Genomic DNA, 25742 nt, shown 5'->3' on the forward strand with positions numbered 1-25742 from the left:
TCCACTAGGTGGTCGCCACAGCACTAGACATACTTCGTGAAAGGGTCATCGTGGCCAGCATCAAAGACGTGGCTGAGGCCGCAGGTGTCTCCATCGCCACCGTCTCTAGGGCCCTGTCGGGTCGCGGAAACGTCTCGGCCACCACCCTCGCGGCGGTCCGCCGGGCAGCACACGAGCTGGACTACGTGGTTTCCGCCAGCGCCTCAGGTCTGGCCTCGGGCCGCACCCGGAATATCGGCGTGCTGGTACCAATGATTAACCGCTGGTATTACGCCTCGGTGCTTGAAGGCATTAGCGCGGCACTGATGCGTGAAGGTTATGACACCACCTTGTATCAGCTGAGCAAGGAAGTGGACCAACGCGAAAAGGTATTCTCTGACTTCCTGCTACGCCAACGGGTAGACGCGGTCATCGCAGTCAACGTGGAGTTAGGCGAGGCCGAGATGAAAGCCCTGCACGCACTGGATAAACCACTGGTCGGAGTAGGCGGACCATTACCCGGCGCTCCCACCCTCTTCTGGGATGAAGAAGCGGTGGCGGCCTTAGCTACCGAGCACCTCATCGCGCTGGGCCACACACGTATCGCCCACATTGGTGGCAGCCAAGAAACCGACCAGGACTTCCACTTACCTACCCGCCGCCGGGCCGGATACGAGCGCGCCATGCGTGAGGCTTCACTGACCGTAGATGACCGGCTCTACCTGGGCGCCGATTTCAGCATGGCCCAGGGCTATCAGGCGGCAAAGCAGCTGCTCGGCCACCCGGTAAATCGTCCCACCGCCATTTTTGCTGCCAGCGATGAGATGGCTATCGGTGCGATGCTCGCCGCCCGGGACTTAGGCCTGCAGCTGCCCCATGATCTGTCGGTGATTGGTATCGACAACCACGAACTTGCAGACATGTTTGGGCTGACCACCATTGAACAGCGACCCCACCAGCAGGGTGAAACTGCGGTAGCCATGTTGTTGCGCACCATTCGCGGGTTAGAGCCGGCTGCGGGCCATCCCATTGAACATCGGCTGATTGTGCGTTCATCAACAACGCGCCCACCGGCATGATGCCAGCGAGCGCGTTGTTGTTGTTATTCAGTTCTACCTGCCATTAGTTAGCGAACGGTAGGAACTTCCTCGTCCTCAACTTCTTCGAGGTGCAGGTTACGTCCCTGCGTTTCGCCCACCCACAGCACCGCGGCCACGGAGATGATGGTCAACACCATAATGTAGATCGCGATGGAACCGGACCATCCGGTGGAGGTCAGCAAGACCTGCGCCACGGTAGCGGCGAAGGCGCCACCGAGAATCGAACCCAGTGCGTAACCAATCGAGATGCCCGAGTAGCGGATACGAGCCGGGAACATCTCGGCGTACATGGCCGACTGTGGACCGTAGGACAGACCCAGGCCAATGGTGAGCACGAAGATACCCACGGTGTAAAGCACGATATTTCCGGTGTCCACCAACATAAACATTGGAATCATCCAGACAAATACGATGCCGTAACCGAGCAAGAAGGTGTTCCGGCGTCCTAACTTATCCGAGAGCCAGCCACCGACCAGCGTGAAGATCAGCCAGCCGACTGAGCCAACGGTGGTAGCCAACAAGACCGGAGCCAGTTCCATCTTCAGTACCTTGGTGGTGTAGGAGATGAAGAAGGCGATCACCAGGTAACCGGCGGCGTTGTTCGAAACGAAGATCAAAGCAGCTTGCATCACCGGCTTCAGGTGCCCGGTCATCAGCTCCTTCAGCGGAGTGTGCTCGGCGGCCTTACGCTGAGCCATGGCTTTGAAGACCGGGGATTCTTCCACCGCACGGCGGATCATGTAACCAACCAGGATCAGCACGACCGACAGGAGGAATGGAATACGCCAGCCCCACGATTGGAACTGTTCTGGAGTCATCGAGACCCGCAGGATGTAGAGCAAACCAGTTGCCAGGATCATGCCGATAGGCACGCCGATCTGCGGGAAAGCTCCGAAGTAACCGCGGCGGGCCTTCGGTGCGTGCTCCACTGCCATCAGCGCTGCGCCACCCCATTCTCCACCTGCGGAGAAGCCCTGGATCACACGTAGAAGCACCAGCAAGATAGGTGCTCCGATGCCAATTGCGGCGTAGGTTGGCAGCACACCGATCAGCGAGGTGGCCGCTCCCATGAGGATCAAGGTCAGCACCAGAATCTTCTTGCGTCCATAGCGGTCACCTAAGTGTCCTGCCACGATGGCCCCCAAGGGGCGGAAGAAGAAGGAGATGCCAATCATGGCAAAGGACAGGATCTGGGCTACAGCTGGATTTGATTCACCGAGCGGTTCCAGGAACAGCGGGGTCAACAGCGTCGCGGTGAGCTGAGCGAAAATGAAGAAGTCGTACCACTCGATGGTGGTACCTACCAGGGTGCCGGCCAGAACGCGCCGTTCTTCCTGGGTACGTGATGCGGTTGTAGACATATGCGAGTGTCCTCAGATGAAGATGCGGATAATTACCGACCGTTCGGACGGGTAATAGATACATAGTAAACTAGGAGTGACTGTCCTCACAAGCTGCATTAGTCACACTCCCGTCGAACAGTTCAAAAAAAGAATTCGCTGTTCGGATAAAGAACCCCTGGACTCGAATCAAGTACACCAGCGTCGAGCCTAAGGCTGACTGTGCACCGAAGAAATCGTGGCCAGCGCCGGAATGAAGAAGATGTCATCCTCGCAAACCCTATCCCGCGGAATTCGAGCCTTAGAGATCGTTGCCGAGTCTCCAGTCAACCTCACCATCGCGGAAATCGCCGAGCGGCTCGACGTCCATCGCTCCATCGCCTACCGGATCCTGCGCACGCTTGAAGAACACCGCCTGCTCAGCCGGGATGAATCCGGCAGGATTCGTTCAGCCTCTGGGCTGGCAGTCCTTGCCCGCTCCGTGCAGCGCGACCTGCAATCTGCCGCGCTGCCCGAGCTCACCAGGCTTGCTAATGAACTATCCATGACGGCTTTCTTGGCCGTCTGGGAACACGATATGTGCACCACCTTGCAGTCAGTTGAACCGGTGCACTCAGGAAGCGCCATTGTGCACCGCCCCGGCTCGGTGCACGGGATGGATATTGGCGCGCCAGGTATCGCCATCCAATCCCAATACACGCGCAGCCAATGGGATGCGATGGAGACCGGCATTGAGTACCGTGAGCCTGCGCGCACCGCACGGATTGAGGGATACTCCACCAGCGAGAACGAAGTGATCCAAGGCGTCACCGCCATAGCGGTACCGATTTCCCACACCGGCCCTACCCCTGCGGCCATCGCCGTCATCTTCGCTACCAGTACCGTCGACACCCGTGAGCACATTATTCGTGCGTTGAAAGAAGCTGCACTGAACGTGGGCGACGAACTCAGCTAAAAACTTGGTCCCCTCAGATTTAAGCACCGCAGGCTCCTTTCCCCTAAGTGAAAGGAGCCTGCGGCTTAACGCTCTTTAGTTAGCGCACGCGTCGCAACGACGGAGCCTTTGCAACGATCAGCTTCATCAGCAGAGCCGCAAGCAGGATGAGGAACGCCGCAGCTGTAGAGACCCAGTAGGCCCCGAGGTAACCGGAAGATTCTGCCAATACTCCGGCCAATCCGTTACCGATTGATGTGCCCACCACGATTCCGGCCGACAGCAGCGTCATCACTGTGGACAGCACCTTCGGCGGAGCTACCTCGCCGCCCAAGGTCATGCCCGTGACGATTACCGGACCGACAGCAAAACCTGCCACAAACAGTGCTAAAAGCATCCACGGCACGGAGCTGGCATAGTGCAATCCAAAGCTGGCAATAGTCAGCGCCACACCGCAAGTGATCCAACGGTTGATCTGGCTAAATCCCTGTGGCCACGAAGCCACGGAAATCGCTGCCAGCGCACTGGAAAGACCCATTGCGCCATAGAGCAAGCCACCCTGATTGGAATTACCCAGCGCGCCGGCAAATGCCAGCGTGCCGGCGGCTGATGAGCCAAAGACCGTGCCTAAGCCAATCATGCCAAGTACTAGCGCACCAATGGCGGCCACTTGCGCCTTAGAGATGCGCACCTTCACTTCATGTTCGCCACTGCCATGCGGTTTAACCTCATCGACGGTGCGATGTTTCGCAAAGGTAGGAACCAGCACCACGGTGAGGACTGCAGCGATCAGCAGCGGCAAGGTTGGGTGTACCAGCGAGGCTAATAGACCTACGGCAACCGGTCCGAAGACGAAGCCAAGCTCGTCCAGCATGGATTCCAGGCTCAACGCCGCGGTGAGCACCTTAGGATTTTTTTGCTGCCGGCGCGTCATTGAAATCCAACGCACACGCGACATCGGTCCGACCTGTGGACCGCTGGCTCCTGCTAGCAAGGAAATCAGGACCAGCACACCGACCAGCATGTTCGAACCGCTATTGCCGTACCACGTCAACAGCAGAAGCAAAATGGTATGCAAGATTGATACTGGAATTAGCACCGGACGCTGACCGAAGCGGTCCGCGAGCATTCCGATACTCGGCCCGCCCACGGCAGAACCAAGTCCCACCATGGCCGCACTCAAGCCACCGAGTGCATAGGATCCGGAGCTTGCAGTCACCAAGGTCATCGACCCAATGGTGAGCATTGCCAGGGGCAATCTAGCAAAGAAAGATAGCGGAACGTAGGCCGTTCCAACCATAGGCACCAGAGAAGAGAACCCTGGCTTAGGTTCTAGTTTTTGGTTCGGTTCATTGGACAACATATGTTGAGTCAACAATTCTCCACAACAAAGCGTGTGTCGTCCCACGCCCCCCGACACACAAAATTTCCCAGACATGCCTGATGGCACTACTTTCAAGATACCAGCGTCTTGGTCAATGTCTAGTTCAGATGGTGAGCATCACTTCTGGGGTCATATCAATTGTGGAACCGTGCTGGGTTTTGATAACCGTCACTCGGTTGGTAATTCGTTGTTTCATCTCCGAAACATGGGACACCAGACCGATCATTCGTCCGCCTGCACGCAGTGATTCCAGCGCTTCCATCACCTGCTCTAGGGTCTCGGCATCAAGGGAGCCGAAACCTTCATCCACGAAGAGCGTCTGCATATCTACCGCACCACTGTGATGTGAGATTACGTCCGCCAGTCCCAATGCCAGAGCCAGTGAAGCCATGAATGTTTCACCGCCGGACAGCGTCTGAGTGTCGCGTTCTTTACCTGTCCATGAATCCCGGACGCGTAAGCCCAGCCCAGACTTTGAATTGCCACGGGTGGAATCATCATGATGCAGCGAATAACGTTCGGAGGACATGATCTTCAGCCGCTCGGTGGCGGCTTGTGCAACTTCTTCCAAACGCGCCGCCAGCACATAGGTACTCAGGGTCATCTTGTATTTGTTCTCTCCCCCGCCACGAATCACGTCGGCCAGATCGCGAAGCCTGCGATATGCATCCACTACCGGACCAGACTCGGCGCGGTACTCGCTCAGCGCGGCCACGGAAGTGCGAAGTCGCTCAAGCTGGGTCTGGGCGAGCACCTCATCTTGCCGTGCGGATTCGTAGAGTTCCTCAGCGGCCTTGACGTTCTCGTTCACTGTGGACTGCTCTTCCTCGGTGGGCGCGCCGATTCCTTGAGCAGCCAAGTCCTTGGCTCGCAAATGATCTTCGGAGGCTTTGAGAGTCGCGATGGCGCTGGAACGCACGGTGTCCTCGTGCTGCAGTGTTTGGTATTGCTCTCGTTTCTCGTCGCTCAGCAGGGCCACAACGTATTCCTTGTCGTTCACAAAACCGGCTTCATCACGTTGCTGGGTCCACGTGTCCGCCGCCTTTTTCGCTGCGTTGGCCGCGGCCAAATGGTCCGTAAGTGCCTTATGAGCACCATTAAAAACGGTGAATTCGGCCCGCACCTTCTTCACTAGCTCGGCAAGCCCCAAGTCGCTGCCTTCACGCAGCTGCGCTAGCTTCGCATCAAGCTCGTCAATCTGGGTGCTTAACGACTGAACTTGCTTGGTACCCGTGGCATGATCCAAGGCAGCCTGAGCGACCTTGGCGGTTTCCTTTTCGATACGGGCGCGGAGCAATTCAAGTTTTCGCGCCAGCTCGGTAGTCTCCGCCTGCTTGGCAGTGGCCGCATCAAGCTTTGTTTGCGCCAGTTCGGTCCGAGCCTTGCCGGTGTCCAGATCCGTATCTTTTGCGGATTCAGCGGCTGCCTCAAATTTGGTGGTCGCAACATCACGAATCTTGGCCTTGGTGCGTTGCAGTTCGCGTTCTGTCTGAACGACCTTATCTAGCGCCTCGATCCGTTCGTCGTCGATGAGTTCGGCGTCATCCTCGCTCTGCGCCGGCTGGGGGTGTTCCAGCGAACCACAGACCAGACACGGCGAGCCATCTTCGAGCGCGGCGGCTAGACGCAGCGCGCTTTGTTCTAGCTGCATACGCTGCGCTGCAATCAGCTCAGTCTCGGCAGCGTTGAGTTTAAGGCTTTGCTCCGCATATTCGATGTCGGCTGCCGTTAATGATTTGTGCAACTTATCGCGCAGCTTGATCTGCACTACCAATTCCTGCGCTGCTGTGAGTTCCTCGGTGGCTACTTGCTTGGCTCCAGCGGCAGCGACAAGATCTAGCTTTTGTGGTTCGGCCGCGATGTCATCTCGTTCAGCACGTAATTGCCCAAGAGTTTTCTCCGCATCTTCACGGATTTTCTTCTGCTTATTCACCTGTTCAAGAGCGTCTTTGAGATCTTTTTGCAGTTGTTCCTTCTTGGTTTCGTCGGCGAGCGCCGCGTTGAGCACCACGAGACGGTTATTCAGCTTCGCGGTTCGTGATCTAATCACGTCAAGATCATCAGCGTTCGCTTGAGCCCGAAGCTCATAACCATTGGCGACTTTCAGCTGGGACTCGTGCCATGCTTTGACGGTGGCTTCCAAGCTCTTCTTAGTTTCATTAACTTGCGCTTCATAGCCCCTAATTCCCGCGGCCTTACCATGAAGTTCCAAAGCCTGTCCGGCGCGTACGGCAGCGGGATGCTTTTCGCTGTGTTCGCTTTCTAAACCGCTCAATTCGGCGCGTCGCGCGAACACACGTCGGCGCTCATCCACTGATTTTTGGTTCTTCAGTGACTGCTCGCGGCGCAGACGCAACTTCGCCGTGCCCTCTTGGCGTGCGCAATGCATGGTGAGAATACGGGCATCATAGTCGGCGAACTCGGTCGCTAAGTCTGCCGGTGGCTCTATCTGGTTCTGAGCTACTTCGGGATCAGCTAGCTCGTGGCTAGCCAGGAAGGCGGTGGCGTCCTGACGAATACCATTTTCACGAGCGCTGAGCGTAGCCTCAATCTCCGCGGCCTTTTTACGTTCCTCGGTCAGACGCAGATTAAACTCGTCCTCGATTTTTCCGTAATCGCTGGTGTCGAAGAGGTTGCTGAGCAGGTCTTCACGTGCGGTGGCCTTGGCACGCAAAAAATCCGCGAACCCACCTTGCGGGAGCATGACCACCTTGGTGAACTGATCACGGTCTAGACCTAAAAGGCCACCGAGGATCTGCCCTACTTCATCATTACGGGTCGACAAGGCCTCCCACTGTCCTTTGACCAGTTCTCGCAGAGCACTGGAAGCCTTCTGTTCGGTGACCCCGTTCTTGCCACGCTTACTTGGGCGCATCCAGGCTGGGGAACGAGTCACCTCAAAGCGACGGTCCCCCACGGTCAATTCGCAGATGATCTGTGGTTCGAGACCTTCTGCTGCGTGATCCGAGCGGATCTGCCGACTACCGGCACGGTTTCCAGGCAACGAACCATAAATTCCGTAACAAATTGCGTCGAGAATACTGGATTTGCCGGCGCCCGTGGGGCCATCAAGTAAAAACAATCCGCCGGCCGACAATTCATCGAAGTCAACTTCTTCTACTCCGGCGAAAGGACCAAAGGCTTGGATACGAAGTTTATGAATTCTCATTTGCTCACCTGTGCTTCACGCGTGCTCCGGATCACCGAGTCGAGCAGTTCCCGTTCAAGTTCATCGGGCTGCCGGTCTCTGACATGTTCAATAAAGTCTGTGCAGACCTGTGCGGTACTTGTTGCTTTAGCCATCCGGTCTGAATACGTCGACTTTTCCTTTGCTTTGCCACCTTGTGGGTCAAAGGCGAGCACCACGGTGTCGGGGAAGCGAGTCCTCACCTTACTCATCGCATCTGCCGGGCGTTCCGGGTCGGTCAGCGTCACCTGACACCAAGCATCCTCGGCAAAGGCCAGTTCCTTATCGGCCAGAAGGTCTTCGAGATTCCCGCGCAGGATGGCGAGTTTTTTCGGTACCGAAAGCAGTATTTCTTCGTAACCGGTAATTCCCTGCGCATCGGTATCGATCAGCCAGATCCCCTTGCGCTGGTTCACTTCCGAGAAGGAGTAGGCCAGAGGAGAACCCGAGTAACGGATCTTCTCGGCGATGCGCTGGCGTCCATGGAGGTGACCTAACGCGGTGTAGTCAAAATTCTCAAAGAGCCGCGCGGGAACCACATCCAAGTTGCCGGTACTCAGCTCACGTTCCGAGTCACTGCCTTCACCGCCAGCGGCAAACAGATGTGCCATCGCCACAGACACCACCGGGGTGCCGCTCTTTCGTAGTTCTCCCAGGTGCTCGTCGATACGGTTTATGGCCGCTTCAACCACTGCCTCGTGACTGGCTTTATCCACCTGAAGCTCATCCATTACCATCCGTGGCTCCAGATACGGGATCCCGTACACGGCCACTCGGTGCCCCTCTGCTTCGAGAACCACCGGTTCGAGCATGCGTGAGGTATCAGCAAAAATATGTACTCCGGCGGAATCCAAGAGTTCCGAGGCGAATCCTAGCCGGGAGGCGGAATCGTGGTTGCCGCTAGTCAAAATCAAGGTGGCCCCGGTTTTGCGAAGTTCGGCCAACGCCCAGTTACACAAACGCACCGCATCCACATGGGGCAGTGCACGGTCATAAATGTCACCGGCCACCAACACCACGTCCACTTGGCGTTCGCGGGTGATATCGATGATTTCTTGCAGTACGTTGCGCTGGGCATCGAGTAGCGACGCACCATGGAAGGTACGACCCAAATGCCAGTCTGAGGTGTGAAGCAATCGCATGATCCCACCTTATGCAATACCTCGGACAGTTTGCGCACTAGAATGTACTTGTGAATGAAACCGGTGAAATTGCACTCCTGCCAGAGAACTACTCAGACAAGGTGTTCGCGATCCTGCTCGGCCTAGCCGACGGCGCAACCCACGCCCGGGACGATATCGATCCCGGTGCCACCGAACTACTCCCGCTCTATATGGTCGATGGGCTGCTTGAAGCCCTCGAATGGGCCAAAGACGGTGTGGGCAGCGACGAGTTAGCCTGCATGTGGCTCGCTTCGCTTCGCGCCTACTCTCAGCTAACTGGGTCCTTCCCGACCGGTGCGCCCGAGCCACTGAAGCGTTGGATTGATCTCGAAATGAAGAAGGTCGAGATTCATGACGGCCTGATGGCTGGCGATCCGCTCAACTTGTCGGGTCTAAAATCCAAAGATATGGGCCAACGCGGGCGTCCTACCGGTGTGAATGCGGACTCCACGGGCGTGCTTCCACGTGCCGCCGCGGTAGCACTGCTATCGCGCGTCCCAGAATCCACTACAGAGGCGTTATCCCGTGCCTCCGCGTATCTGACCCATGATGAGCAGGCTGCAAAAACCACGGTGGCTGCTGCCCGCATTGTCCGCTCCGCCATTGAACGCTCCCAGGCAGCTGGCAGTGAATGGGAAGCGCTGCTCGAAGGACTGGAAGGTCCCTCGGCGGATGCCCTGCGTCAGGTTGTGAGCGTGGTGCGCGATTCGTTGCACCTGTCCCCTACCGATGCCTATGCCGCTTACTTCAACGCCAGCGGCGCAGCCGAGGTAGAGGAAGAATCGGATATCGAGGCAGCTGATGCCCCAGTAGCTGAGGAAGACGACAGCCGTGATCCAGAAACCGACGCCTACGCGGTAGCCCTGCTGGCTGCCGTGTATGGTTCTGATGCTGTGGGTGACCGTCCAGCATCCGCGTTGGATGACATCATCTCCGAGCTTCACGACCGGTGGATGGCTTTGGTGGACTAACCCTCCCAAACGTTTTAGATGACTCGGCCCGGAACCAAATTTTTGGTTCCGGGCCGAGTCATTTGTACAACGTGAGACGTACCGCTAGAAAACTGCGGGTTCTCGCTTATCCCTTGGAAGGAACAAGTGATTCCTGTGGTTCCTGTGGCAGGTTAATTTTCTGTGAATCTGGGAAAACAAACTTATGCAGCGCCCACCAACGGAACACCATCGCTAGTAGTGTGCCGATAATCGGCCCGGAGATAAAGTCTGCTACTTCTTGGCTGAGAAAAGATACCTGCGGGTAGTGGAATCCCAAGATCCAGCGCGATACATATAGCGGTGCGGAGTTGATGGCAATGCCGATCAACGACACGGTAAAGAAGCCAATGGCTTGAATGCGCTTACGGTACGCGTCGTTTTGATTTTGGAACGTGTACTGCCGGGTCAGTACGAAGGAGACTACCGTCGCAACAGCATTAGCGATGATGAATGCCGTGGTTGGGTGCGCTTCAAGCACCGTGAATTTTAACCCGTAGTTGACTACCAAAGTTACTACGAAGCAGAATCCGCCAACTCCAATAAATCGCATGAGTCTAGTGAGCATGCCATTTTTGTTGTTCACGTATACCTCGTGGTGTTTAGTTGATGAAAAACTATTCGGACTGCAAGACTCAGCCTTGAACGGCCATTCCAAAGCCCTCGACTAGCTGCATGAATTCACCTTCCGAGATGATTTCCACGCGCTGGCCCTTATCGCGCAACTTCAGCACCTGCTTGGCTTTGTTGGTCAAACGTCCGTTGGCCAGATCCTGCGGAACAAATCCATCGCCAACCACTAATGCGGTGGTCGCTCGGGTGACTCGCGAGGCGGTCTGTGCGCCATAGTTTGCCGCCCACTGTTTGGCCTTAGGCCGCGGTACCGAGAGGTTTCCGGTGAACACGATAACCTGCCCAAATAACGGGTGCGTTCGATCTGCATCCATATTTGGTTCGGGGTTCTCCCCCTCCTGCGGCCAGGAGCCAAAGGAATCTGAGGCAGGCATCGGGTGACCATTGGCCATCCAACCTTGCGCATCTCGGGTGGCACGGGAGAATTCTTCGCCCGGCTTCCATGACGCGGTGAGCCCCAACCCGACGTTGTAGTGATCCGCAGCGTGCAAGACGGAAGGAGCATCACTTCGCTGAGCGATATCGATCATTGCCCACGCGCAGGCTTCAGCGTCGGCGAGCGCCTGGTGGTGGTTTTCGATAGGGTGGCCGGCTTCTTCTGCGACAAACGGTAGCGAGTAGCTGGGCAAGTCATAGGCCTTGCGGGCAAGTTTGACCGTACAAAGATGTGCAATTTCGGGGACAGCGAGTTCGCTGGCTTCCGAGGCGGCACGAATGACTCCGGAGTCGAAGGCCGAGTTATGCGCTACAAGCACGTCGGATCCGACAAATTCGAGTAGATCTCCGAGCTTCTCCCCCACGCGTGGTGCGTCGGTGACCATGTCTTCGGTGATGTGGTGGATTGAGACGTTTCGCGGGTCGAAGTGGTCAAAACCTGCCGGCGGTCTAAGTAACCATTGTTCGGTTTCGACGATGCGTCCGGAACGGACCTTGATCAGGCCTACCGAGCAGGCCGATCCGATAAATCCGTTTGCAGTTTCAAAATCTAATGCTGTGAAGTCCAATGCCACGCATGACAGTTTACTCTTTAATGCTCAAAGGCCAGCATCCGAAGTCTAATGTGTGGATAATCCCTCCTCCTGAGTTGTGAATTCCGGAAGGCTGATATTCAACGATTAAACGTCTACTGACCTGTGACTCTGCGACAAAATGTCGATGTTGAATACGTGCGACAACACAGACTTGTCACACTCCCGCTTTGCAAGCACCGATAGCGAGTCGCTGATGCACGCACAGATGCCCTTGACACGTCGTAACGCATCAAGGGCATCTGGGCCGAACAACTACTAGGCTACGGTCGCTTTGCGCAGCGTCAGGTACGAAGCGCCAGCCATCACTACTGCCACGACACCGCCCCACAGGGTGACACCTGCGGCGGTCCATGTCAGCGCCCAGGTCCAGAAGTTGCCCCAGAGCTGGTTGAAAGTCAGCAGTGCGATAACTCCGAGCAGCAGCACACCCAATGCTATGAAGAATACGAGCAGTCCAGTGGTGCGCCAGCGCATGTAGATGGTGGCAATCAAGAAGCCCACCATGAACAACAGCACCATCAGTACAAAGTAGAAGCCAATTTGTACCGCGCCATTGTTATCGGCCACCCATTCCAAGGCGAAGAACCGCGCATCCATCCACCATCCCCCGGTGGCCTTTTCGAGAAGACCCATCAGGTAGTAGAAGACGGACAAGGCCAGAGCACACACTCCAAAGAGCAACACCGTGCCAAGGTAAAAACTTCGGCGCGAAACGCTCATCGCTTGGGAGAACGGAAAGGTCAAGGTCAAGGCCTGGATTCCCAGTGCGAGAAAATACCACATCGGTGCCTGTGCGCCGCCGCCATACATTGTTCCTTCGCCACCGTTCTCGCGAACAATCCAGAAGATCGCTAACGAGAAGACAAACGCGCAGCCGAGAATCAGCAACGGCAAGCCAATAAAGACCCACTTGTTGATCAGCTGCATCCGAGCAACTTTGATTACGCGTTCCATGATGTCCTCTCCTTCGCTTGATCTTGGTGTGATGCAAGGACGTTGCGTCCCATGGCAGTTCGGACCACCAGCTGCTGCAGCGACAACGGCGACAGATCAAGACCGAGTTCTTTGGCTTCGGTTTGCTGGGCCGGTGTCAGCCGTTGCTGGATACTCACACTTGCCAGCGCACCCAACGAATCGCGATGGATCACCGGATAGTCCGCAACAAACTCGTCGACCACCTCTGCCTTGCCGCTGATCGTGACTGCGGCTCCCTGCAATGATTCTGCGTCCTCGTCCATCACAATGCGTCCCGAGTCGATAATGATCACGTGTTCCAGCAAGTTAGCTACCTCGTCAATCAGGTGACTTGAGAGCACAATGGTTCGCGGGTACAAGGCGAAATCTTCGACCAGTCGATCGTAGAAGATCTGCCTGGCCACCGCGTCTAGACCCAGGTACGGCTCATCGAAAAATGTGACTTCGGCACGTGAAGCCAACCCGATGACCACGCCCACCGCGGAGAGCTGACCACGTGAGAGTTTCTTGATTTTACGCTTGAGTGGAAGGTTAAAGTCAGCGATCAGTTCCTGGGCCAGCTGTTCATCCCAGTTTTCAAAGAAAAGTGCTGCGGCTTTGAATGCCTGAAAAGCCTTGTACTCATCGGGGTATTTCTGCGATTCCCTGATGAAGCAGATTCGTGAGAGTGTCCCGTCATGCTCAAAGGGAGTATGACCAAATACTTTGACTTCGCCAGCGTCGGGGAACCCCTGTCCAGTCAAGATGGACATGAGTGTGGTTTTGCCCGCTCCATTGCGTCCGAGCAATCCGTAGATTTTGTGAGAATCCAATTGCAGGTTGACGTCATCTAAGGCTTTAACATCTTTAAACGTTTTGCTGACGTTACGTACTAAAACTGGGGTTTGCTCAGACATGGTGAGATCCTCCTGGCCCTACATCGATGATGGGTTGCGCCGACTTGATCATGTCCATGAGTTCTTCGACTTCGATGCCGAGCTTCCCTGCTTCGGCTGCCAATGGCTGGACATATTGGTCATTGAATTTTTGCCTGCGCTTCTGCCGTAAGCGTTCCGGCGCGCCTTGCGCTACGAACATTCCGATTCCCCGTTTCTTGTAGAGCAAACCCTCTTCGACGAGTTTGTTTATTCCCTTAGCCGCGGTTGCCGGGTTTATCCGATAGAAGGCGGCGAATTCATTGGTGGATGGCACCTGACCTTCTTCGGCCAGGACGCCAGAGAAGATGTCGTTCTCGATCAACTCAGCGATCTGCATGAAAATTGGTTTTGAATCGTCAATCACACCACGCGCCTCCTGCCTTACTTGGAACCAACATCTGAACTTCAGTTCATTGGTTCATTACTTGTGTAACTAACCATAGAACCAACTCAACTTTATGGCAAGCCTTGGAGCGGTAAGTAACATCGATAAATACGAACTGAGAACTTGCGCGATCAGCTGAATATCGATGCTGACAAGTATAGATAAGTGCTTAGTTGAGCCCGGAAAATCCAAATAAAGGTGATTCCCCACCTGCGCAATGGGTCCACACAGACTGATGACGAAACATGAAAATGTAGGTATCGGAATTTCGATAACAAGTTAGGAGGCGTCACGATGTCCCTCAATCCTTTTCAGCCCGACTCATTTGACGGGCGAAGACGCGAATCGCAGAAACTCATGATGATGATTTCATCGCTGACCCTTGTGGCAGCGGCGTTAGCCGGATCCCCCGGCGACACCACGGCAACTGCATCCCAACCTCAGATCACCGATCACATCCAGAGCGGGAAAACTATCGCGCTAACATCCGCTTCAGGCGACGAGACAAAAGTTGCCGGCAGCAACGCACAACGCGCACTTCCCATGTCCGAAGCAGCAGAGAAAACTCGAGACAAGAACTCAGATTTAGCCGATCCCAGCTGACTAATCCCACGCTTATGTGCGCCATCCCCAGCAAATCGAACTACACCTAGACGCAAAAAAATCCGGGCGTTGCCAAGGCAACGTCCGGATTTTAATGTACTGAAAAGACTTGCTAGTTTGACCCCAGCACCTTGGTGACCTCGGCGATAATCACCGGAAGCAACTGTGCGAAGGCCTGCGCGCGATGCGAGATCGCGTTCTTTTCCTCGGCGCTGTACTGCGCCAGTGAACGATTGGAATCTGCAGGTTGGAAGACCGGGTCGTAACCAAATCCGCCGTCCCCCGCACGCTCGGTACGCAAACTGCCCAACAGCTTACCTAGCTGAACATGTTCGGTGCCCTGCGGTGTCGCAATCGCTGCGGCGCAAACGAATGCACCGGTGCGGTGTTCGGCGGAGATATCCCCCAGCTGTGCAAGCAACAGGTCAATATTCGCTTCGTCGTTTCCATGTACACCAGACCAGCGAGCAGAGAAGATCCCTGGTGCCCCACCAAGAACGTCGATACTCAGACCCGAATCGTCGGCGAGCGCAATCAGCCCGGTCGCCGCGCTAATCTCCCGCGCCTTCTTCAACGCATTGCCTTCAAAAGTCACCTGATCCTCTACCGGATCCGGTGCCCCAGCGGTCGCTGCGTCGATCACCTGGGTGTCGACGTTCAGACCTGGCACCTGGCCACGCAGCAACTCACGCAGTTCGCGTAGTTTGCCTTGATTACGTGAAGCTAGGACAAGAACCGGTTGGCTCATTTGGACTTCTTCAGGGTTTCGGTCTGGATCTGTGCCAGTTCGGTGGTGCCGATCAAGGCGAGATCAAGCAGTGCATCGAGTTCGTCGCGCTTGAAGGGTGCGCCCTCGGCGGTGCCCTGTACCTCGACGAAGTCACCGCTACCGGTCACCACAACGTTCATGTCGGTTTCCGCGCGAACGTCTTCCTCATACGGCAGATCCAGCATCGGGGTGCCATCGATGATGCCCACCGAGATCGCTGCGACCGAATCGGTCAGTACCTTCGCGTTGACCTTCAGGATCTTTTCGCCCCGAGCCCATTCGATAGCTTCGGCCAACGCTACATAGGCGCCGGTGATCGCTGCGGTACGAGTACCACCGTCGGCCTGCAATACATCGCAGTCCAATACGATGGTGTTTTCGCCCAGCTGCTTGGTATCAACTACCGCACGCAAGGAACGGCCGATCAGCCGGGAGATCTCGTGGGTGCGACCCGAAACCTTGCCCTTAACTGCTTCGCGGGAGTTACGAGTATTCGTAGCACGGGGCAGCATCGCGTATTCGGCGGTGACCCAGCCGGTACCTTCGCCCTTAAGCCAGCGCGGCACGCCTTGGGTGAAGGAAGCGGTACATAGTACTCGGGTGTTTCCGAATTCGATCAGGGCCGAACCTTCGGCTTGGGTGGACCATCCGCGGGTGATGGTGATGTCACGAAGTTGCGCGGCGCTGCGGCCGTCGGCACGTAAAGTCATACTTCCATCGTAGCGAAAACGTGGCATCCTTTTCGCCAGTGACGACACCTAATGCTAGGGGTGTTTAGCGCAACAGGAGCCCAGCGAGTAGACCTGGCCGGCGAAAATTACCTCGTGCTGTTTTGCGCCTTGGCCGGTGTAGACCGTGCAGTCGGTACAAATCGATCGAAGAGCCAGGAGAAGGCAAAGGTGTAAAACAAGAAGAACACCAATAACCCGGCTTCCAAGATCAAAGCATCTAACAACGTGACCGACAGAATCCAGGCCAGGATCGGGACGAGAATGAGCACCAGGCCAGCTTCGAAACCCACCGCGTGCACCACCCGACGGGACACGGACCGCGATTGCTCCTCTTGGCGTTTTTCCCAGGCTTCGAACGCAGAGGTCCAAGCGTAATTCCAGATCAGGGCCACGGCCGAAGAAGTTATCGCGACAATCCCGGAGTTTCCTCCACCAAATCCCATCAGGATCAAGGCTGTCGAGGTGAGCAGAATAGCAAATAGCTCGTAAGAAAAAACGTAGACAATACGTCGCAGAACCGGGGACACGAGGTGCTCCTTATGAATAGTCCATAGGAAGTCCTGGCGGGTTCGCGTCCATGGTGTAGCAATTTTTTCGTTCCGCGGGTCAACTGCGGAATCATTTCCAAGCTAGCACGCAAAAAATCGGCTCGCTAGGCTTCGATGAGCAAACTCACCAGCTTAGAAGTCCGCGGGTGCGATTCGATTCGCGGGCTGTGCCGGCTACGGAGCAACCGGGTAGTGGCTTTGAATGGCAATTCGATTCCATCCGTTCATCACAATCGCCAACCAGCTAATCGCTGACATCTGTTCGTCACTGAGTACCCCGGTGTTCCACGACTTATGCTGCGGCACCGGGAGCTGAGTAATTTCCTCGGCCAACGCCAAGGCGGCCTGCTCTACCTCGGAAAAGTACTGCGATTCCCACCAGGCTGCCACGACCGCGAGCCGATCCATGGACTCACCTAGTTTGATCGCATCACGCTGATGCATGCGCAAGCAGAATGCACACCCATTAAGTTGCGACACCCGAATTTTGATGAGTTCAGCTACTAGCGGGTCAAGTCCTGAAGCCTTGAATGCGCTATCGGCCTGCTGATTAAACTGGATCATGGCCTGATAAACCTCGGGATGTACTTTGCCCAGATTAACCGCGTTATTTGATATTGCTGACATAGCGTCCATCTCTTCTCAGTGCAGAATGGCGGTGTTCCTCGCCTTCAGCTTAGCGATCTAGGCCAGCTAAACAGATAAAACTCTTAGGTTAAATCGGATTCCAATTCGGACACCCCGGGGCGGCCCAACTTCGCCACGCTGAGCAACACTGCGGAATCTTCGATGGCGCTCAGCTGAGAGCGCCCGGCAGGCATCAACAACAGGTCCCCCGTACGGGCCTCCCACGAATCACCATTCGAAGTGAGCGTAATCCGCCCGGAGAGCACCATCACCGTGGCTTCCCCCGGATTTTCATGCTCCTGAAGCGTCACTGAAGCTTTGATTCCAATCACGGTCTGCCGCATCGTGTGCTCATGACCGCCAAAGACGGTACTGGCACTGCGTCCGGCCGGAGCCACAATTGCCTGGCGAATCTGCGTACGAGCCAGAGCTGTGAGCGAAAATTTCTTCATCGGTGCCTCAACAATCAATCGGTGCGGTGGTTCTAAGGATGGCCGACGGTTCGAATCCGGGTCAAGGATAAGACTTTGGGTTAAACAGCTCACCGGCGGAACTTCAGTTCCGCCGGTGAGCTTAGTTGGCCTTAGTTTTTCGCTACTTCTTGCGCTTGAGCAGTGGGAACTTGCGGACCTTTTCGTAATTGATTTTTGGCAACGAGCCGGTACGGGATTTGAGGTAATCGGTACCCAAATCGCCTTTAAAGAGCGTTGGGTGCTTCTCTTCCTTCAGAGTTCCGGAATATACGCCGTAGGTCACCCCGGAAATTGCCACCGCAATACCGCGATCGTAGGTTTCCTTCGCCTCATTGACGATCTTGTTAATGTCGGTCCAGACCGGGATATGAGTCAGCAAGAGGCGTTCGGCACCGGCCTGGGTGGCCATCGCTCCGGCACGTTTACCGGTTAGGTGAACTCCATCGATCGCGTCATCACGGCCTTCTTCAAAGGCCGCTTCGCACAAGAACATGTCTGAGTCCTTGGCGGCATCTACCAATCCCTGACAAGTATCGGTATCACCGGAATAGGTCAGCACACTAGTGAGCAGTTCCCCATCTGGGCCCGGCTCGTGGGCCTCGACGCGCAACGCGTAGGACTCCTCGATAGGGTGACGCACCGGGTACGGGGTAATCGTAAACGGCCCAATGTTCACCGGTTTCAGCGGTGTCCAGTGCTTAAAGTCGTAATCTTGGTGCATGGTGTCGCCCTCGGGCAACCCATAAGCGGTCTCGATGCGATTAGCGGTATCAGCAGGACCGTGTACCAGCATCTTTTCGCGATTCCAGCCGTTAGGATCCCAACGGATCGCCACGTGCATCCCGCACAGATCCATGCAGTGATCCGGGTGCAGGTGGGAAATCATGATGCCGTCGAGGTCTTTAATATCGGTGTAGCGCTGCAGTACGCCCAGTGCACCAGAGCCCAAATCAAGCAAGATCTTCCAGTCACGGGTGCCGTCAAAGGCAGTCACCAGGTAACAGGACGCTGGAGAGCTCGGCCCGGGGAATGACCCGGTGCAACCGATAATGGTCAGCTTCATTGCTTACTCGCTTTCGCCGCGGCAATCAATTCCGGGGTTAGCCTGGTGATCGCACCGGTGGGATAGTGGGCGGCCACATGGTCCACATGGCGCACCTGCAACACTTCTGGTCCGAGGAACCGGCGAGCCAATACCCCAAAACTATCAGCGTTACCGGTGGCAAGGAATTCATGACGCGCCGCCAACTGGTCATCACGCATCAATTGGTGGGTCGTCAGCGCACGGAACGCGTCCTTCGCGGTCTCCTCGGCGCTGGACACCAAGGTCACCGAATCCCCCATCACATAAGAAATCACGCCGGTCAGCAACGGGTAGTGTGTGCATCCCAAGATGAGGGTGTCTACCCCGGCCTCTTTAAGCGGAGCCAAATACTCTTCGGCCTGTTCCAATAGTTCGGCTCCAGCGGTAATCCCGGACTCCACAAATTCGACAAACCGTGGGCAAGCCACCGCATGTACCTTCAATGCTGGAGCGGCCGCAAATGCGTCCTCATAGGCACGCGAGCCCACGGTAGCTTGGGTACCGATCAGCCCGATCTTCCCGTTTTTAGTCGCCGCCACCGCACGGCGCACCGCAGGCTGAATCACCTCAACCACCGGGATTCCGTAGCGCGCGGTATAACGCTCACGCGCATCACGCAGCACCGCGGAGGAGGCCGAGTTACACGCAATCACCAACAGCTTCACCCCGGCGTCCACCAGCTCATCCATCACACCCAACGCGTTAGCACGCACCTGGGCTATGGGCAGCGGACCGTAGGGCGAATTGGCGGTATCTCCCACATAGATCAAAGATTCACCGGGCAGCTGATCGATAATGGCACGTGCCACCGTCAGCCCACCCACCCCGGAGTCAAAAATACCGATGGGTGTATTAGCTTGTGGCGCACTGACCGGACCGGAGGCGAAATAAGAATTCATGACCTAGCGCTCCGCGCTCATCAACGCCTGCATCAAGGTGTCCTGCACCCAGGAAACCAGGTTATAGACCAGTCCTAGGTATTCTTCGGAGGTAGTGACCTTCGCGGCATCCACCAACTGTGCGATCCGCTCCGAATCAGCTTCGCTTTGAATGTTCAGCCGTTCGGCAAGCACCAGCCGCACATCGTTCAGTGCGCGCGCAAAACCTTGGGCCTCGGATACGGAAAGCACCAGCTTCTCGGTCTCCAGCAACAGCTGGGAGCGACGTAACAAAGAAATCTTTTCGGTAATCAGATCCAATTCGGTCAGCCGGCGGAATTCATCTGCCACATCTTTATCGTCCGAGGCATCCGGTAGCAGGCGCTTAACCGCCGCGTCGGCAGGTTCGGGCAGGTTCGCCGATTCTGGGCGCATTCCGGTCAGCGCGTACAGCGGGTCAAGATCTTCGGGTAGCTCGTGGATCTGTGCACGTTCTTCGAGCACGGTGATCACGTCGCTAAATAGTTCGCGCAATAATTTTCGTTCCGCGCTCGCCAAGGAACCGGTGATGCCGCGGGCACCATTTTTAAAGGCTTTAGCCACGTAGCTTAGGCCTCCTGAGTCATGGTCGCTTGCAAACCGAAGCCGTGCATCGCATGCACATCGGATTCGATGGCCTCCCGGGAGCCGGAACGCACCACACAAAAACCATCGTTGTGCACCTGCAACATCAGCTGGTCGGCGCGCTCGCGAGTGAACCCAAAGTAGGACTGGAACACGTAAGAAACGTAGTTCATCAGGTTTACCGGGTCATTCCACACGATCAGACGCCAGGCCTTATCCTGCGCCTTGACGGTCTCGGGGTTAGATATTACATCGGGCATAGCGGTCATAATTTCCATTTTACGCCCCAACGCCGCGGTACACACGGTGCGTTGTGAATATCACCGCAAGCGTGAGCCGTTATACAGTAAAGGCCGGTCCATTCATTCTTCGATCAGGAGCACCACATGCTCACCAGCCTTTTCACCGACCACTACGAGCTGACCATGCTGCAGGCGGCCCTCGCCTCCGGCGCCGCTCACCGCCCCTCGGTCTTCGAAGCCTTCGCTCGCCGCCTTCCCGAGGGACGACGCTACGGCGTGGTTGCCGGCACCGGGCGTCTGCTCGAAGGGCTAAAGAACTTCCACTTCGACGATGCACAGCTGAAGTTCCTTTCGGACACCAAGGTGGTGAACAAGGAAACCCTGAGCTACCTGGAAAACTTCAAGTTCACCGGAGAGGTCACCGGCTACGCCGAAGGCGAGCTGTACTTCCCGAATTCACCCATCCTCACGGTGCGTTCTTCCTTCGCCGAGGCCTGCGTCATTGAAACCTACATCCTCTCGATCCTGAACCACGATTCGGCCATCGCCTCGGCCGCCTCACGGATGATCGCCTCCGCCGGTACCCGACCGTGCATTGAAATGGGCTCCCGACGTACCCACGAGGAATCAGCGGTCGCCGCGGCACGCGCAGCGATCATTGCCGGCTTTGATTCCACCTCTAACTTGGAGGCTGGAGCACGCTACGGCATCAAAACCGTCGGCACCTCCGCCCACTCCTTCACCCTGCTCCACGATTCCGAGGAAGCCGCGTTCACCGCGCAAGTCAACTCCTTAGGCAAGGACACCACGCTGTTAGTAGACACCTACGATGTGGAAGCCGGCGTGCGCACCGCGGTCAAGGTCGGCGGCCCGCAGCTGGGCGGAGTACGCCTGGACTCCGGAGATCTCATCGCGCAGGCCGGTTGGGTCCGTGAGCTGCTCGATGACCTTGGCAATTGGAACACCAAGATCACCGTCACCTCAGATCTCGACGAATACGCGATCGCCGCGCTAGCCAGCGCCCCGGTCGACTCCTACGGAGTGGGCACCGCACTGGTGACCGGCTCCGGGCACCCTACCGCCTCGATGGTTTACAAGTTGGTGGCCCGGCAGGATTCGGCAGGGCAATGGATTCCAGTGGCCAAGGCTGCGGCAAATAAGACCAGCGTGGGCGGACGCAAGCACGCGATCCGTCAGCTCAACGAACGCAACCGTGCCACCGCCGAGGTCGTCTCACTTTCCGAATTCAGCACCGGTGGTCCGGAACGTAAGCTCTCGATCCCATTTGTTACCAACGGTGAAATCGATGAGTCCTACATTGGAGCGTCCGGCGTTAAAAAGGCGCGCGCTCGTCACTACGCGTCGATTCAGGAAATGCCCGGTGTAGCACGCAAACTGCAGCGCGGCGAGCCGGTCATTCCCACGATTATGCGCGAAGACTAAGCACTCAGGCAGTATCATGGTTAAAACCCCTACTCACTCGCAATGATTAGGAGAAACTTATGAGCAGAGCACTGCTAATTGTCGATGTCCAGCCCGATTTCTGTGAAGGCGGCGCGCTGGCGGTGACCGGAGGTAACGCTGTCGCGTCGGCTATCGCCAGCGACGCGGACACCCGCCGCGACTCCTACGCAGCCATCATCACCACTCAGGATTGGCATATCAGCCCGGGTGCCCACTTCTCGGACACCCCTGATTTTGTCGATTCCTGGCCGGTGCACTGTGTGGCTGGAACCACCGGTGCGGCTCTGCACCCGCAGATCGCCGCACTGGAAGTTGACGCGCACTTCGCCAAGGGCCGCTTCGCTGCCGCCTACTCGGGTTTTGAGGCACGCCTGCTCGATCCGAACGCCGCGCCAGAGGATGAATCGGGCATGTTGTTGGCCGATTGGTTGCGCGAGCGAGAAATCACCACGGTAGACATCGTGGGTATCGCTACCGATCACTGCGTACGAGCCACCGCGATCGATGCCGCAGCCGCCGGGTTCACCACCACCGTGCTCGCCCCGCTGACCGCGGCGGTCACCCCGGAAAACCTGCCGAAGGTTTATACGGAACTGCGCGAGGCCGGCGCCACGGTGCTCACCCTTGGGTTGGAACCGCTCAGCCCCGCACCCTAAACCAATGTTTAACTGACCAACGCCGCCGGACAATATATTTGTTCGGCGGCGTTGGTGTTTAAGTTTGTGGCTTCGCCCCATCTAGGGCCGCTAGATCTAGGCAGAGCGCCGAGAAGGCTAGAGTTTGCACCCGTTGCACCACTCCTGGAAGCAGCTTGGGAAACAGCACCGTGAGCGTTTCGCTGAGCAGCAGCAATCCCACAGCCGGACCCGCGCAGGTGCGCAAGATCCGCGCGGCTAAACTGTCAGACACTTGCGCCGAGCGCTGTATCCGCCAATGCTCTAGGCAGATCCCGGCAGCGGCCACCCCTGCCACGGTGGTGGTCACATAGTGCATCGTGTGGCTAACACTTGGTGTCCAGTCCTTCTGCGCGTGCCCCGGGCGTAAATGATCATGGGAAATCGGATAATCCAGTGGGCTGAGCGCATCGCCGATAGTTGCCGCACCAAAAAGTTCCAGCCAGCTTCCTAACCATTTGGAACCGCCACTGCGCTGAGTCATCCCGGCGGTAATAAATAAGCTCCCCGCCCCTAGGTCAAGGACTTGGAACAGCCGTCGATGCTCACGGTCGCGCGCCGCCAATTCGGAAAGCAGGGTCACCTGTGGGTCCAATTTCCAACCCAGCAGCGCCTCACCGAGCATTCCGCCCGAATAGGACACCGCGCCGACGCGCAACGCCGTGCGGTAGATCTTTGCCCGATCCAACGTTTTCATGTTCCTCGCCCTGCCATCTTTTCTTCGTCTTCGTGTGTGCTCTGAGCTTCATGCACCGGGTCCGCTCCGGGTTGTTTAGCCAACCACACGCAGGCCAGCAAACTCAGTGCGATCGCCACAAACTTAGCTACTTCCCAGCCTGGCCGGGAGGCATCCCCCAGCAGCAGCATGCCCGCCACCCCGGGGATTACCACCTCGATCACCGTGAATACGGCCGTCATTGCACCCACCGAGCCATGCTCCAATGCCCTGGTGTAACTGGCCATAGCCACCACCCCGGCCACACATAGCACCCAAAGCAACGGTTGCATCAGGATCTGCCACAGCGAACCGCCCAGTTCCAGGCCGCGCGCGGCCAACGCGGAAACGCTGGCAGCGAGACCGGCTAAGATCGACATCGCCAATGGCACCCGGCGGCGGTATAACACCAGCAATGCCACCGTCAGCAGCAACATCACGGCGCCAAGCACCGGAGCTAAGAGGCGCGGCGCACCGGTGGCAGGTTGTTCTCCGGTAGCTAGTGCGATCACCACCAACCCGGCAACCAACAGTCCCATGGCCCACCAGGTCGAGGTACCCAGCCGCGTAGAAAAAACCATCTTGGCCAGCAGTACGGTCACAATGAGCGAACCGGCTATGAGCGCCTGCACGGTGAACAGGGTCAAAAACTGTAGCGCCACTAACGAGGCTACCCACGCCACACCGTCCAAGCCCAGACCCATCAGGTATAGCGGCTGGGTAAAAACTTTTAAACCTTCGGCACGTCGCGCGGCCACGGCTTCCAGCACCGAGGCGCTTCCATAACAAATACTTGCGATCAGCGCGGTGATCAGTCCCGTCACCATTAGTTCTGCTCCGGCGTTCTACTACGTGAGGAAAGACCGGGCACCTCGGCATAACCTTCGGCCTGAGCCATCGCCAATCCCTGGGTCAACCACAGATCCACGGTGCCCACCGCGGCATAGCGTGGTTGCCAACGTGGATCGTATTTCGCATTAAACTTCCACAGTGAGGCGACCTGGGCATGTTTAGAGGCTTGGCGTGCCACCAGCTTCTCAAAGAGCGAGGCATCAGGTGCCCCGGCGATCGCTTCGCGCAGGACCGCAAAGTTCAGCCCCAATCCGCCAGCACCCTCGGCGCGCAGCTTAAAAATGGTTTCCAGGATGACAAAGTCGGTGAGCCCGCCGGGCACCTGCTCGGCGGTGCTGCGACGCATCACGTCCAAGGACCAGCCGTTAACCGCGGGCGCCGGAACCCACTGGATAAACGCTTGAGCGACCCCCTCGGCATCTAGCGCAATGGAGAGCAGCAGTTCTTTATCTGCCGGGTCAAAGAGGCGCGAAAGCGTCATGGAAAATCCGCGTTCCACCTCGCCCTGCCGGCTCTCGGTAGCAAGCTCGGTCAACCGTTCGCGTAGCTTTGCATCAATCTCCAGCGGGTTGCGGTGCACCACCGTGTAACCGGCGCGGCCCAACCGGGCATGGCCCTGGCGTAAGGATTTGAACCTTTTACCATCGAGCGAAAACCCTTGAGTCTCAACGATCGCCTCATCGCCCAGATACACCGCACGCAAACCCGAGCGTTCGTAAATATCCAGCCAGTTCGCCGCCGCGCCGAGCACACTGACCGTCAGGCCGCGGCGCTCTGCCAGCAACATAAATTCAGCCCAAATTTCTTCCTGCTGCGCCGCGGGGCCGATCGGATCCGGGGATACCAAACAGACCGATCCGCGCACCGCATAGGCGATGACAGAATCGGCAAGGAAAAAGTACTGCTTGTCATCGCGCAAGGCAAAGTAGTCAAGGGTACCGCCACCATGGGCCAGCACCACCGCTCGGGCGCGTTCTCGTTGTGCGAGCTGTTCGCGGGTTCCGGCGGGCCGGGTACGGTTCGAGTCATAGAGGAACCACAGCATCATCGCGGTGAGGCAAATGATCAGCGCCGCGGCCAACTCCCAGCGCGGATGGGCACCACGCTCCTGTAGCTCCCCGCCGAAGGCTCCGAACAGGATTTGAACTTCGCCACCGATGCTCTGATGCCCGGCCTTCATCTGGCGCACAAAAAATCCGCCCGCGATCAGTGTGGCGACGCCCAGCGCGCCGGCGCTGATCAACAGCACCCGCCGGGTCAAAAATTTGCCCGGCCACACCGGAAAGGCACGGTGCTTGGCGGCTAACCAGAGTCCGCCGGCCACGGATAACACCATCACTGGCCAGTCGCTGAACTTGCCTAAGTGGAGCACGGCGTTGGCCAGTAGCAAGACCAACGATCCGGCCCACGCCACCGCATTTCCGGTGCGCAGATACCGGGC

General features: G+C 57.1%; 26 protein-coding genes and 1 pseudogene. 6 read left to right on the forward strand and 21 right to left on the reverse strand.

Annotated elements, in window-relative coordinates:
- The first annotated feature begins 50 nt into the window (after positions 1 to 50).
- Complete coding sequence (locus IEX04_RS14050) at positions 51 to 1058, forward strand: LacI family DNA-binding transcriptional regulator (RefSeq protein ID WP_096256337.1); 1008 nt, start codon at positions 51 to 53, stop codon at positions 1056 to 1058.
- 47 nt (positions 1059 to 1105) lie between these two features.
- Here IEX04_RS14050 and IEX04_RS14055 read toward each other — a convergent pair whose 3' ends face one another.
- Positions 1106 to 2440, reverse strand: a complete 1335-nt coding sequence (locus IEX04_RS14055; RefSeq protein WP_096256338.1) for an MFS transporter — start codon at positions 2438 to 2440, stop codon at positions 1106 to 1108.
- Positions 2441 to 2681: 241 nt separating this feature from the next.
- On the opposite strand from IEX04_RS14055, the gene IEX04_RS14060 reads away from it, so the two are divergent.
- Positions 2682 to 3374: an IclR family transcriptional regulator gene (locus IEX04_RS14060; RefSeq protein ID WP_096256339.1), complete on the forward strand. Its 693-nt coding sequence runs from the start codon at positions 2682 to 2684 to the stop codon at positions 3372 to 3374.
- Positions 3375 to 3453: 79 nt separating this feature from the next.
- On the opposite strand, the gene IEX04_RS14065 is transcribed toward IEX04_RS14060, so the two are convergent.
- The 3 genes from IEX04_RS14065 to IEX04_RS14075 all read right to left on the reverse strand — a co-directional run bounded on the left by IEX04_RS14065 (position 3454) and on the right by IEX04_RS14075 (position 9066).
- Complete coding sequence (locus IEX04_RS14065; protein ID WP_229677161.1) at positions 3454 to 4599, reverse strand: MFS transporter; 1146 nt, start codon at positions 4597 to 4599, stop codon at positions 3454 to 3456.
- Between the two features lie 241 nt (positions 4600 to 4840).
- On the reverse strand, positions 4841 to 7906 hold the full coding sequence (locus tag IEX04_RS14070) for an AAA family ATPase (RefSeq protein WP_188686483.1): 3066 nt from the start codon (positions 7904 to 7906) through the stop codon (positions 4841 to 4843).
- Positions 7903 to 9066 (reverse strand): exonuclease SbcCD subunit D, encoded by a 1164-nt coding sequence (locus tag IEX04_RS14075; RefSeq protein ID WP_188686486.1) that lies wholly within the window; start codon positions 9064 to 9066, stop codon positions 7903 to 7905. The genes IEX04_RS14070 and IEX04_RS14075 overlap by 4 nt, the downstream gene beginning before the upstream one ends.
- 50 nt (positions 9067 to 9116) lie before the next feature.
- On the opposite strand from IEX04_RS14075, the gene IEX04_RS14080 reads away from it, so the two are divergent.
- Positions 9117 to 10058 (forward strand): ADP-ribosylglycohydrolase family protein, encoded by a 942-nt coding sequence (locus IEX04_RS14080; RefSeq protein WP_188686489.1) that lies wholly within the window; start codon positions 9117 to 9119, stop codon positions 10056 to 10058.
- A gap of 106 nt (positions 10059 to 10164) precedes the next feature.
- Here the strand turns inward: IEX04_RS14080 and IEX04_RS14085 are convergent, their stop codons facing one another.
- From IEX04_RS14085 to IEX04_RS14105, 5 genes are all read right to left on the reverse strand, one after another.
- The gene (locus IEX04_RS14085) at positions 10165 to 10662 is read right to left on the reverse strand and encodes a GtrA family protein (RefSeq protein WP_096256344.1); all 498 of its coding nucleotides are present in this window, start codon (positions 10660 to 10662) and stop codon (positions 10165 to 10167) included.
- A 49-nt stretch (positions 10663 to 10711) separates the two neighbouring features.
- Positions 10712 to 11719, reverse strand: coding sequence for a 3'-5' exonuclease (locus tag IEX04_RS14090; RefSeq protein ID WP_096256345.1), 1008 nt, complete (start codon positions 11717 to 11719; stop codon positions 10712 to 10714).
- 276 nt (positions 11720 to 11995) lie between these two features.
- Positions 11996 to 12694 (reverse strand): hypothetical protein, encoded by a 699-nt coding sequence (locus IEX04_RS14095; RefSeq protein ID WP_188686492.1) that lies wholly within the window; start codon positions 12692 to 12694, stop codon positions 11996 to 11998.
- A complete protein-coding gene (locus IEX04_RS14100) occupies positions 12682 to 13611 on the reverse strand; it encodes an ATP-binding cassette domain-containing protein (RefSeq protein ID WP_096256347.1) in 930 nt (309 codons plus the stop codon). Before IEX04_RS14100 ends, IEX04_RS14095 begins: the two co-directional genes overlap by 13 nt.
- Complete coding sequence (locus IEX04_RS14105; RefSeq protein WP_229677162.1) at positions 13604 to 13996, reverse strand: GntR family transcriptional regulator; 393 nt, start codon at positions 13994 to 13996, stop codon at positions 13604 to 13606. The genes IEX04_RS14100 and IEX04_RS14105 overlap by 8 nt, the downstream gene beginning before the upstream one ends.
- Positions 13997 to 14311: 315 nt before the next feature.
- Here IEX04_RS14105 and IEX04_RS14110 point away from each other — a divergent pair, with 315 nt between their 5' ends.
- Complete coding sequence (locus tag IEX04_RS14110; RefSeq protein ID WP_096256348.1) at positions 14312 to 14620, forward strand: hypothetical protein; 309 nt, start codon at positions 14312 to 14314, stop codon at positions 14618 to 14620.
- 112 nt (positions 14621 to 14732) lie between these two features.
- Here IEX04_RS14110 and rdgB read toward each other — a convergent pair whose 3' ends face one another.
- The 9 genes and pseudogenes from rdgB to clpS form a co-directional block, all read right to left on the reverse strand.
- A complete protein-coding gene (gene rdgB / locus IEX04_RS14115; protein WP_188686507.1) occupies positions 14733 to 15368 on the reverse strand; it encodes an RdgB/HAM1 family non-canonical purine NTP pyrophosphatase in 636 nt (211 codons plus the stop codon).
- Entirely contained in the window at positions 15365 to 16099 is a 735-nt protein-coding gene (rph, locus tag IEX04_RS14120) for a ribonuclease PH (RefSeq protein WP_188686510.1), read from the reverse strand. The genes rdgB and rph overlap by 4 nt, the downstream gene beginning before the upstream one ends.
- A 107-nt stretch (positions 16100 to 16206) precedes the next feature.
- The gene (locus tag IEX04_RS14125; protein ID WP_188686513.1) at positions 16207 to 16647 is read right to left on the reverse strand and encodes a PACE efflux transporter; all 441 of its coding nucleotides are present in this window, start codon (positions 16645 to 16647) and stop codon (positions 16207 to 16209) included.
- A gap of 195 nt (positions 16648 to 16842) precedes the next feature.
- Complete coding sequence (locus IEX04_RS14130) at positions 16843 to 17295, reverse strand: carboxymuconolactone decarboxylase family protein (RefSeq protein WP_188686515.1); 453 nt, start codon at positions 17293 to 17295, stop codon at positions 16843 to 16845.
- A gap of 83 nt (positions 17296 to 17378) precedes the next feature.
- Positions 17379 to 17747 carry a cupin domain-containing protein gene (locus tag IEX04_RS14135; protein WP_188686519.1) on the reverse strand — a complete coding sequence of 123 codons (369 nt, stop codon included), beginning with the start codon at positions 17745 to 17747 and terminating at the stop codon, positions 17379 to 17381.
- A 289-nt stretch (positions 17748 to 18036) separates the two neighbouring features.
- Positions 18037 to 18831 (reverse strand): annotated as a pseudogene (locus IEX04_RS14140) (MBL fold metallo-hydrolase); the annotation flags it as partial.
- On the reverse strand, positions 18828 to 19751 hold the full coding sequence (gene murI / locus IEX04_RS14145) for a glutamate racemase (protein ID WP_096256354.1): 924 nt from the start codon (positions 19749 to 19751) through the stop codon (positions 18828 to 18830). The gene murI and the pseudogene IEX04_RS14140, both read right to left, overlap by 4 nt.
- 3 nt (positions 19752 to 19754) lie before the next feature.
- A complete protein-coding gene (locus IEX04_RS14150; RefSeq protein ID WP_188686522.1) occupies positions 19755 to 20333 on the reverse strand; it encodes a DUF2017 domain-containing protein in 579 nt (192 codons plus the stop codon).
- Between the two features lie 5 nt (positions 20334 to 20338).
- Positions 20339 to 20623: an ATP-dependent Clp protease adapter ClpS gene (clpS, locus tag IEX04_RS14155; RefSeq protein WP_096256356.1), complete on the reverse strand. Its 285-nt coding sequence runs from the start codon at positions 20621 to 20623 to the stop codon at positions 20339 to 20341.
- Between the two features lie 117 nt (positions 20624 to 20740).
- Between clpS and IEX04_RS14160 the strand changes: the two genes are divergently transcribed.
- Together IEX04_RS14160 and IEX04_RS14165 are read left to right on the forward strand one after the other, a co-directional pair.
- A complete protein-coding gene (locus IEX04_RS14160; RefSeq protein ID WP_096256357.1) occupies positions 20741 to 22039 on the forward strand; it encodes a nicotinate phosphoribosyltransferase in 1299 nt (432 codons plus the stop codon).
- Between the two features lie 59 nt (positions 22040 to 22098).
- Positions 22099 to 22716: an isochorismatase family protein gene (locus tag IEX04_RS14165; RefSeq protein WP_096256358.1), complete on the forward strand. Its 618-nt coding sequence runs from the start codon at positions 22099 to 22101 to the stop codon at positions 22714 to 22716.
- Between the two features lie 58 nt (positions 22717 to 22774).
- Here the strand turns inward: IEX04_RS14165 and IEX04_RS14170 are convergent, their stop codons facing one another.
- From IEX04_RS14170 to IEX04_RS14180, 3 genes are read right to left on the reverse strand one after another with little or no spacing between them, the layout of a single operon-like run.
- On the reverse strand, positions 22775 to 23431 hold the full coding sequence (locus tag IEX04_RS14170; RefSeq protein WP_188686525.1) for a DUF998 domain-containing protein: 657 nt from the start codon (positions 23429 to 23431) through the stop codon (positions 22775 to 22777).
- Complete coding sequence (locus IEX04_RS14175; RefSeq protein ID WP_188686528.1) at positions 23428 to 24276, reverse strand: DMT family transporter; 849 nt, start codon at positions 24274 to 24276, stop codon at positions 23428 to 23430. Before IEX04_RS14175 ends, IEX04_RS14170 begins: the two co-directional genes overlap by 4 nt.
- On the reverse strand, positions 24276 to 25637 hold the full coding sequence (locus tag IEX04_RS14180) for an MprF family protein (RefSeq protein ID WP_407646318.1): 1362 nt from the start codon (positions 25635 to 25637) through the stop codon (positions 24276 to 24278). The genes IEX04_RS14175 and IEX04_RS14180 overlap by 1 nt, the downstream gene beginning before the upstream one ends.
- Positions 25638 to 25742 lie beyond the last annotated feature (105 nt).

Source organism: Glutamicibacter ardleyensis (assembly GCF_014644555.1).
Classification (GTDB): domain Bacteria; phylum Actinomycetota; class Actinomycetes; order Actinomycetales; family Micrococcaceae; genus Glutamicibacter; species Glutamicibacter bergerei.

Coding starts and splice junctions, on each gene's coding strand:
- IEX04_RS14055 (WP_096256338.1), bottom strand. CDS start 2,440: ATGTCTACAACCGCATCACGTACCCAGGAAGAACGGCGCGTTCTGGCC.
- IEX04_RS14060 (WP_096256339.1), top strand. CDS start 2,682: ATGTCATCCTCGCAAACCCTATCCCGCGGAATTCGAGCCTTAGAGATC.
- IEX04_RS14065 (WP_229677161.1), bottom strand. CDS start 4,599: ATGCTCACCATTGGGTCGATGACCTTGGTGACTGCAAGCTCCGGATCC.
- IEX04_RS14070 (WP_188686483.1), bottom strand. CDS start 7,906: ATGAGAATTCATAAACTTCGTATCCAAGCCTTTGGTCCTTTCGCCGGA.
- IEX04_RS14075 (WP_188686486.1), bottom strand. CDS start 9,066: ATGCGATTGCTTCACACCTCAGACTGGCATTTGGGTCGTACCTTCCAT.
- IEX04_RS14095 (WP_188686492.1), bottom strand. CDS start 12,694: ATGGAACGCGTAATCAAAGTTGCTCGGATGCAGCTGATCAACAAGTGG.
- IEX04_RS14100 (WP_096256347.1), bottom strand. CDS start 13,611: ATGTCTGAGCAAACCCCAGTTTTAGTACGTAACGTCAGCAAAACGTTT.
- IEX04_RS14110 (WP_096256348.1), top strand. CDS start 14,312: ATGTCCCTCAATCCTTTTCAGCCCGACTCATTTGACGGGCGAAGACGC.
- rdgB (WP_188686507.1), bottom strand. CDS start 15,368: ATGAGCCAACCGGTTCTTGTCCTAGCTTCACGTAATCAAGGCAAACTA.
- rph (WP_188686510.1), bottom strand. CDS start 16,099: ATGACTTTACGTGCCGACGGCCGCAGCGCCGCGCAACTTCGTGACATC.
- IEX04_RS14130 (WP_188686515.1), bottom strand. CDS start 17,295: ATGTCAGCAATATCAAATAACGCGGTTAATCTGGGCAAAGTACATCCC.
- IEX04_RS14135 (WP_188686519.1), bottom strand. CDS start 17,747: ATGAAGAAATTTTCGCTCACAGCTCTGGCTCGTACGCAGATTCGCCAG.
- murI (WP_096256354.1), bottom strand. CDS start 19,751: ATGAATTCTTATTTCGCCTCCGGTCCGGTCAGTGCGCCACAAGCTAAT.
- clpS (WP_096256356.1), bottom strand. CDS start 20,623: ATGACCGCTATGCCCGATGTAATATCTAACCCCGAGACCGTCAAGGCG.
- IEX04_RS14160 (WP_096256357.1), top strand. CDS start 20,741: ATGCTCACCAGCCTTTTCACCGACCACTACGAGCTGACCATGCTGCAG.
- IEX04_RS14165 (WP_096256358.1), top strand. CDS start 22,099: ATGAGCAGAGCACTGCTAATTGTCGATGTCCAGCCCGATTTCTGTGAA.
- IEX04_RS14170 (WP_188686525.1), bottom strand. CDS start 23,431: ATGAAAACGTTGGATCGGGCAAAGATCTACCGCACGGCGTTGCGCGTC.
- IEX04_RS14175 (WP_188686528.1), bottom strand. CDS start 24,276: ATGGTGACGGGACTGATCACCGCGCTGATCGCAAGTATTTGTTATGGA.
- IEX04_RS14180 (WP_407646318.1), bottom strand. CDS start 25,637: ATGGTGTTATCCGTGGCCGGCGGACTCTGGTTAGCCGCCAAGCACCGT.